The sequence below is a fragment of the Oryzihumus sp. genome, assembly GCF_036391795.1.
Taxonomy (GTDB): Bacteria; Actinomycetota; Actinomycetes; order Actinomycetales; family Dermatophilaceae; genus Oryzihumus.
This window is the reverse complement of record NZ_DASVZH010000174.1, coordinates 1-6553: the sequence shown is the minus strand read 5'-3', so window position 1 is coordinate 6553 and position 6553 is coordinate 1. Positions and strand designations below refer to the sequence as shown.

The 6553-nt window shown below is 72.9% G+C and carries 6 protein-coding genes; 3 read left to right on the top strand and 3 right to left on the bottom strand.

All coding sequences use genetic code 11. From position 1 onward, the window contains the following. Positions 1-97 precede the first annotated feature (97 nt). From VF825_RS10455 to VF825_RS10445, 3 genes are read right to left on the bottom strand one after another with little or no spacing between them, the layout of a single operon-like run. Positions 98-961, bottom strand: coding sequence for a hypothetical protein (locus tag VF825_RS10455; RefSeq protein ID WP_331112936.1), 864 nt, complete (start codon positions 959-961; stop codon positions 98-100). A 52-nt stretch (positions 962-1013) separates the two neighbouring features. Beyond that, positions 1014-1712, bottom strand: coding sequence for a response regulator (locus VF825_RS10450; RefSeq protein ID WP_331112934.1), 699 nt, complete (start codon positions 1710-1712; stop codon positions 1014-1016). Continuing rightward, entirely contained in the window at positions 1709-3340 is a 1632-nt protein-coding gene (locus tag VF825_RS10445; protein ID WP_331112932.1) for a sensor histidine kinase, read from the bottom strand. The genes VF825_RS10450 and VF825_RS10445 overlap by 4 nt, the downstream gene beginning before the upstream one ends. 132 nt (positions 3341-3472) lie before the next feature. Between VF825_RS10445 and VF825_RS10440 the strand changes: the two genes are divergently transcribed. From VF825_RS10440 to VF825_RS10430, 3 genes are all read left to right on the top strand, one after another. Next, positions 3473-4288 carry an ABC transporter ATP-binding protein gene (locus tag VF825_RS10440; RefSeq protein ID WP_331112929.1) on the top strand — a complete coding sequence of 272 codons (816 nt, stop codon included), beginning with the start codon at positions 3473-3475 and terminating at the stop codon, positions 4286-4288. Then, positions 4278-5183, top strand: coding sequence for an ABC transporter permease (locus tag VF825_RS10435; RefSeq protein WP_331112927.1), 906 nt, complete (start codon positions 4278-4280; stop codon positions 5181-5183). The genes VF825_RS10440 and VF825_RS10435 overlap by 11 nt, the downstream gene beginning before the upstream one ends. A 122-nt stretch (positions 5184-5305) precedes the next feature. After that, positions 5306-6352, top strand: coding sequence for an ABC transporter substrate-binding protein (locus tag VF825_RS10430; RefSeq protein WP_331112925.1), 1047 nt, complete (start codon positions 5306-5308; stop codon positions 6350-6352). Positions 6353-6553 lie beyond the last annotated feature (201 nt).

The following is a 6553-nucleotide window of genomic DNA, read 5'->3' as shown; positions in this document are numbered from 1 at the left end:
CAGAAGCTGAACGAGCTCCTCGTTGCAACCGCCGCTTGAAACCGCCGGCCGCGAAACCCCGAGGAACGTCCCTCTCGGCGTGTCCAGGCTTCCCTGGCTAGAGCACGGTGCGCCGGGTCAGGCGTCGGCCGGGACAGCGCGCGCTGAGCAGCACCTCGGCCACGGTGAGGACCTTCACCGGGGTCATCCACCCCTGTGACGGCTTGTGCAACGCCCAGCCGTCGCCGAGCGTGACGGCCACGTGCTGGACCAGCCCCTCCGGCGAGCGCCAGACCAGCACCGTGCCCGGACGGTCGTCCCGGCCGCCGGGACGCGTGCGGTCGGCGAGCCACTGCTCGAAGGGCTCTCGCTGCATCCACTGCGTCGACGAGTCGCTGACCCCCGACGCCGCCATCACCGTCGCCAGGCAGTTGGGTCCGCTGCCGGCCGGGAACCGCCCGGCCTGCTCCGCCGCCCCAGGCAGGACGCGTTGTGCCCCGCGCCAGACCTCAGCGGGGACCTCGGCGTGCCGGCTGCGCCGCATCCCGCCCTCCACGAACGGCACGAGCGCCTCGAGCTCGCGACCCTCGAGCAGGTCCCGCCACCACACGAAGCGGTGGCCGTCGGCCTGCTCGCGTATGCCGTGCCCCCACAGGCCCGGCCAGGCCCGCACGCTCGGCACGAGCCTCCGGCCGGCGACCCGTTGCCCCCGCACCAGCTCCGCGCGCCGGTCCCGAGGCAGCGCCCTGAACTCGGTCGCCGTCAGCCCGCGACACGTCAACCCCTCGTCCGGGGAGTAGATGCCGAACGTGTCGCGCCACTCCACGGCGGCAGGACGGGCGTCCATGGCCCGTCCCAGCTCGGCCAGGGCGCTTCCCTCCGGGACGAGGAACGGCTGCACCTCGGGGGCGAACCAGCCCACCCACCGGGCCATGAGCTCGTCGCCCACCACGATGCCCAGAACCTCTCGCGCGCTCCCCACGACGTCATCGTGCCAGCCACCGCACCCAGACCCCGGACCTCGACCCCGCCCATCACTCCGCCGACAGGGACGTTCCTCGGGTTTCGGTGCTGCCGAGCCACTCGTAGCGGTGCTCGGGACGCCCGGTCGCGCCGTAGCGCAGCCCCAGGTGGACCCGGCCGGCGCGGGCCAGGTCGGCCAGGTAGCGCTGGGCGGTCGCCCGGGACACCCCGACCGCGTCGGCGATCGCCTGGGCCGTCATCGGCTCCTCGGAGGAGCGCAGCGCCTCGCGGACCGCCTCGGCGGTGACGGCGGAACGGCCCTTGGGCAGCGCCGAGCCGGTGAGGTCGCCCTCGTGCAGCATCCGCATCGCCCGGTCGACCGCCTGCTGGTCGAGCTGCCGGTCGCCGTGCAGGGACCGGTGGAACCGCTCGAACGCCACCAGCCGGTCGGCCAGGACCGCGGGCGCGAACGGCTTCAGCAGGTAGTTCACCGCCCCGCGCGCGATGGCCTGGCGCACCGTGGCCGCGTCGTCGGCGGCGCTGATGACGATCACGGCAGCCCCGACCTCACCGATCACCGTGGAGCCCGGCCGGTCCGGGAGGTACTCGTCGAGCAGCACCAGGTCCGGGGACGTCTCCGCGGCCAGCCGCACCGCGTCGGCGGCGGTGTGCGCGGTGCCGACGACCTCGAACCCCGGGACCCTCTGGCAGTACGACGCGTGCACCCGCGCCACCCGGAAGTCGTCGTCGACGACCAGCACCCTGATCACGTCAGCTCCTCGTGGCCGCGGGTGGCGGCCTGCCCCTCGCGCAGCAGCACGCCGCCCATCCTCGCGCGGAAGACGGCGCCGTGCCCGCTGCCGCCGGCGTCGACCAGCTCGACGTCACCGGCGTGCCGGCGGGCGGTCTGCCGGGCCAGCACCAGCCCGATACCGTGGCGCTCGGCACCCTGCGCCCGGGTGGTGAACCCACTGGCGAACACCCGGCCCACCTCGGCCGGGGGCACCCCGTCGCCGGAGTCGACAACGTGCACGAGCAGGTCGGTGCCGTCGGCAACCAGGGTGACCTCCACCGTGGCCGGGCGGGCAGGACCGTCTGCGGCCGCGCGTACGGCGTTGTCGACGAGGTTGGCTACGACGGTGACCGCGTCCAGCGGCGCGCGCAGCCGGGCGGGCACCCAGGTCGCGTCGGTCACGGTCAGGGTCACCCCCGACTCCGATGCCGCCGCGGCCTTGGCCGCCAGCAGCCCCGCGAGGTAGGGGTCCTCGACCCCGGCCCCGAGGGCCGCGCCGTCCTGGAGGTCGTCGAGGTAGCCCTGGGCCTCCTCGACGTGACCCAGGTGCAGCAGCCCGCTGAGGGCGTGGAGCCGGTTGGTGTACTCGTGGGCCTGGGCACGCAGGGCGTCGGTCAGCGCCCGGGTGGCCTCGAGCTCGCGACCGAGCTCATCGAGGTCGGAGCGGTCGCGCAGGATCAGCACCTGCCCCAGGTCGCGGCCCTCGCGGCGCACAGGCAGCCGGGTGGCCAGGACGACCCGCTCCCCCACCACCCGCATCGCCCCGGCCGGCGCCTCGCGGGCGGTGAACAGCGCCTGCACCTCCTCCGGCACGCCGGAGGCGGCGAGCGGCACCCCGGAGCTGATCGTCACCCCGAGCAGCCGGCTGGCCTCGGCGTTGCAGACGCTGACCCGGCCCCTGTCGTCCACGGCCAGCACCCCGTCGCGCACCCCTCCGAGCACGGCCTCGTGCTCGCGCAGCAGGTCGGCCATGTCCTCCGGCTCCAGCCCGAGCGTGGCCTGCCGCAGCCGCCGGGCCAGGGCCACCGCCCCGAGCGAGCCCAGGGCCAGCGCCGCCGCGGCGACCAGGGCCAGCAGCCCGGCCAGCTGCCACATCCGGTGGTTGAGGTCGGCGATGTCGATGCCGACGCTGACCTCCCCGACCACCCGCCCGTCGGCGGCGCGCAGCGGCACCTTCCCTCGGGCCGAGTCGCCCAGGGTGCCGCGCTGGATCGCGACCACCTCCCGGCCGGCGAGCGCGTCGGAGGGGTCGGTGCTGACCCGCCGCCCGATCAGCGAGGGCGTCGGGTGGCTGAAGCGGATGCCCGCGTCGTCGGTGACCACGACGTAGAGGGCGCCGGTCGCATGGCGCACCTGCGCGGCATACCGCTGGACCGGGCCGTCCACGGACGGCCGGGTGCTGCTCACCTCGGTGGCCAGCTGCTCGCGCTGCGCCACCGTCCGGGCGATGCCCAGGGCGCGCTGCTCGAACTGCTGCTCGAGGTCGCGGCGCAGCACCATGGTGGAGACGAGCGTGGCGAGCACGAGGACCAGCGCGAGGACGGCGACCTGGAACAGGATCGCCTGGGCCCGCAGCGGCAGCCGCCGGGGAGAGCGTGTGAGCACCCCGACACGGTATGGCGACCGGTCGCCTGCGGGGCCGTGAGCAGAACGCGCAGAACGCCACTTGTGTGAAATGAGGCCGTAACGCACGCAAGGGATGTGCGCCGGGTCACATCGCTCCTACGGTCGCCCGTCATGAGCCAGACCACCGCACCGGCCATCACCTTGCGGGGGGCGACGAAGAAGTTCGCCACCCGTGACGGCTCGGCCTTCACCGCCATCACCGACGTCGACCTCACCGTCGCCGCCGGCGAGTTCGTCACCGTCGTCGGCCCCACGGGCTGCGGCAAGTCGACGACGCTCTCGCTCGTCTCCGGCCTCGAACCGGCCACCTCCGGCACCGTGCAGGTGCACGGCAGCACGGTCACCGGCATCCCGGACGGGGTGGGCTACATGTTCCAGTCCGACGCGGTGCTGCCGTGGAAGAACGTGCTCGACAACGTCGCCCTGGGGCTGCGCTACCGCAAGGTCCCGGCGGCACAGGCCCGCGAGCGCGCCCGCGACTGGATCGCACGGGTCGGCCTCACCGGCTTCGAGGACCGCTACCCGCACCAGCTCTCCGGCGGCATGCGCAAGCGCGTCGCCATGGCCCAGACGCTCATCACCGAGCCGTCGCTGCTGCTGCTCGACGAGCCGTTCGGCGCCCTCGACGTGCAGACCCGCGAGCTCATGCAGGACGAGCTGCTGCGGCTGTGGTCCGGCACCGGCGCCGCGGTCGTGTTCGTCACGCACGACCTCACCGAGGCGATCAGCCTCGCCGACCGGGTGGTCGTCATGACCGCCGGGCCGGCCACCGTCAAGGACGTCGTCACCGTCGACCTGCCCCGCCCACGCCGGGTCGAGGAGATCCGGCTGACGCCCGAGTTCACCGAGCTGTACCGCCGCGTGTGGGACAGCCTTCGCGAGGAAGTGGAGATCACCCGTGCCCGAGGAGCCTCCCGTGTTGCTTGAGCGGACCGAGCGACCGGCCGACACCGCCCCCACCCCCGCCGGGAAGGACGGTGCTCCCGCCCGCGCGACCGGCCCGATCGCGTTCCTGCGCGGGCGCTCCGGCCACTCGCCGGTCATGGTCAACGTCGTGCGGGTGGTCCTCGTGGCGGCCTGGCTCGCCGCGTGGGAGCTGGCCGCCCGGACCGTGATCGACCCCTTCTACTACTCGATGCCCAGCCAGATCTGGACCAAGCTCGTGGAGTGGTTCACGGTCGGCACCTCGCAGGGCACGATCTGGGAGAACATCGCGGTCACCCTGCAGGAGGCGGTCTACGGCTTCGTCCTGGGCAGCCTCGCCGGCGTGCTGCTCGGCGTCGCGCTGGGCCGCAGCCCGTTCCTTGCTGACGTGCTCGCGCCGTTCATCAAGGGCGCCAACGCGATCCCGCGCATCGTGCTCGCGTCGCTGTTCGTCATCTGGTTCGGCCTGGGCATGAGCTCCAAGGTCGCCACCAGCTTCGTGCTGGTCTTCTTCGCGGTCTTCTTCAACGCCTTCCAGGGCGCCCGCGAGGTCGACAGGGTGCTCGTCGACAACGCCCGCATCCTCGGCGCCGGCCGGTGGGACATGCTGCGCACGATCATCCTGCCGAGCGCCACCTCGTGGATCCTGGCCAGCCTGCACGTCGCCTTCGGCTTCGCCCTCATCGGCGCGATCGTCGGCGAGTTCACCGGCGCCGACAAGGGCCTGGGCATCCTCATCAACCACGCCCAGGGCAACTTCGACGCCGCCGGCATCTACGCGGGGATGATCGTCACCACCGTGATCGCCCTGGTCGCCGAGTGGCTCATCAGCAAGGTCGAGGTGCGCCTGACCGCGTGGCGTCCGGCCGTCAAGGGCAACGCCGCCTCCGGCCTGTAGCCCGACCACCACCGGCCCGTATCCCGGGCCGTCGCCTCCGCGACGCGTCCCCGGTCCGCGCCACCCGCGGATACCGCTGCTGTTCAACGCTTTTCACCCATCTCACGAAAGAGAGCACTGCCATGCGCCCGCGCACCCACAAGCTCGCCGCGCTCGTCGCCCTGCCCCTCGCCCTGGCTGCGCTGTCCGCCTGTCGCGACTCCCGCGCCGGCGCGAGCACGAACGCCGCGGGCCAGCCGCAGGTCAAGATCATGGTCGGCGGCATCGACAAGGTCATCTACCTGCCGGCCAAGCTCACCGAGCAGCTCGGCTACTTCAAGGAGCAGGGCGTCGACGTGCAGCTGCTGACCGAGCCGTCCGGCGCCTCCGCGGAGAACGTCCTGCTCTCCGGGCAGGTGCAGGGCGTCGTCGGGTTCTACGACCACACCGTCACGCTGCAGGCCCAGGGCAAGTGCCTGACCAGCGTCGTCCAGCTCGCCAAGACCCCCGGCGAGGCCGAGGTCGTCTCGACCCAGGCCGCCGCGACCCTGGCCGGCGCCAAGGACTTCAAGGGCAAGAAGCTCGGCGTCACCTCGCCCGGCTCCTCCACGGACTACCTGACGCAGTACCTCGCGGCGAAGAACGGCATCAAGGCGGCCGACTACTCCACGGTCAAAGCCGGCGCCGGGTCCACGTTCATCGCGGCCCTGTCCAACGGCGGTATCGACGCCGGCATGACCACCGACCCCACGATCGCCAACGTCGAGGCCAAGGGCCTGGGCAAGGTGCTGGTCGACATGCGTACCGAGGAGGGCACCCGCCAGGCGCTCGGCGGGCTCTACCCGGCGGCCTCGCTCTACATGGGCTGCGACTACGTCAAGGCCAACCCGGCGACGGTGCAGAAGGTCGTCAACGCGTTCGTCAAGACGATGAAGTGGATCGGCAGCCACGACGCCGGCGAGATCGCCGCGAAGATGCCGGCCGACTACGCCGGCGGCGACAAGGCGCTCTACGTGAAGTCGATCAAGGACTCCTCGCCGATGTTCACCGCCGACGGCCGGATGCCCGAGGGGGGACCGCAGACCGTGCTGGACGTGCTCGGCACCTTCAACGACAAGGTGAAGGCCAAGAAGGACTCGATCAAGCTCGACGAGACCTACACCACGGCGTTCGTCGACAAGGCCAGCTGAGCCGGCCGGCCCTCACCTCCGCCCGCCGGGTCCGGCCGGCTCACCCCCGCCGAGAGGGACGTTCCTCCGGGTTTCGCGCCACCGCAAACCCCGAGGAACGTCCCTCCCGGCGGGTCAGGCCTCCCGGCCACGGGGAGGCCACAGCGCGAGCGCCGCACGCCACCCGGCGGTCAGCGGCAGGCCGGCCAGGTCGTCGGTGGG

Bases quoted from the DNA above. Each gene is read 5' to 3' on its own strand.
- VF825_RS10440 (WP_331112929.1), top strand. From the start codon at position 3,473: ATGAGCCAGACCACCGCACCGGCCATCACCTTGCGGGGGGCGACGAAG.
- VF825_RS10430 (WP_331112925.1), top strand. From the start codon at position 5,306: ATGCGCCCGCGCACCCACAAGCTCGCCGCGCTCGTCGCCCTGCCCCTC.